1 pseudogene is annotated in these 648 nt (G+C 54.5%); it reads right to left on the reverse strand.

Features of this window, described 5'->3' with window-relative positions:
• Window positions 1-355: 355 nt before the first annotated feature.
• Window positions 356-648 (reverse strand): annotated as a pseudogene (locus tag KP699_RS16315) (hypothetical protein); the annotation flags it as partial.

Raw genomic sequence — 648 nt, forward strand, 5'->3', positions numbered from 1 at the left:
TTTATCCGACGACATAGTACATCCCTTCCTGCTTTAAGAGCCCACTCAAACATAGGATCCGGCAAAGTAGCACTATCAGATCCCCATCATCTCCCTTTATCCTGAACATCGTCACAACCTCCATGAAGGGAAGCTGACTTCACTCGATGCTCGGGGCCTGAGCCTCGAATCATGTGCCAATTTCCCTGTTACAATCAGGGTATGAGACATTCCTGAAACAGCAAGACGGTTTTTTCGCAATTGTTGACAYCGTTCGGCTCCACTCCGGATACCAAAACTGATGTCGTGCSCTACCATTYCTGGCGCRGGAGTTCCGTTTCCGGTCACCCCACGCCTCAGACATCAGTCTTTGTCCTTATAGCGACATCTCTCTGTCACGCCCATCGTCAGCGATCCGGTCCACCAGAGACTGGCAGAGTGCCTTCAGGTCTTCCGGACGCGCCAGAAGGTCGAGAAAGATACAGACAGGGGTGATCCCCACCCGACGGTAAAAGGCTTCACGCCGCTCGAACCGCTCCAGCCCCCGCAACTCGTGGTCGTTCCGGGTAATGCGGTTGGGTCCACAAGAACCGATAACCTCGATAAAGCAGGCAGCACTTCTCCTGCGCAATGTCAGGTCCGCCTTCTCCGCCCCGAGGTCAGCCATGA

Origin of the sequence: Acetobacter sp. P1H12_c, assembly GCF_018811975.1 — a bacterium.
Lineage (GTDB): Bacteria > Pseudomonadota > Alphaproteobacteria > Acetobacterales > Acetobacteraceae > Acetobacter > Acetobacter persici.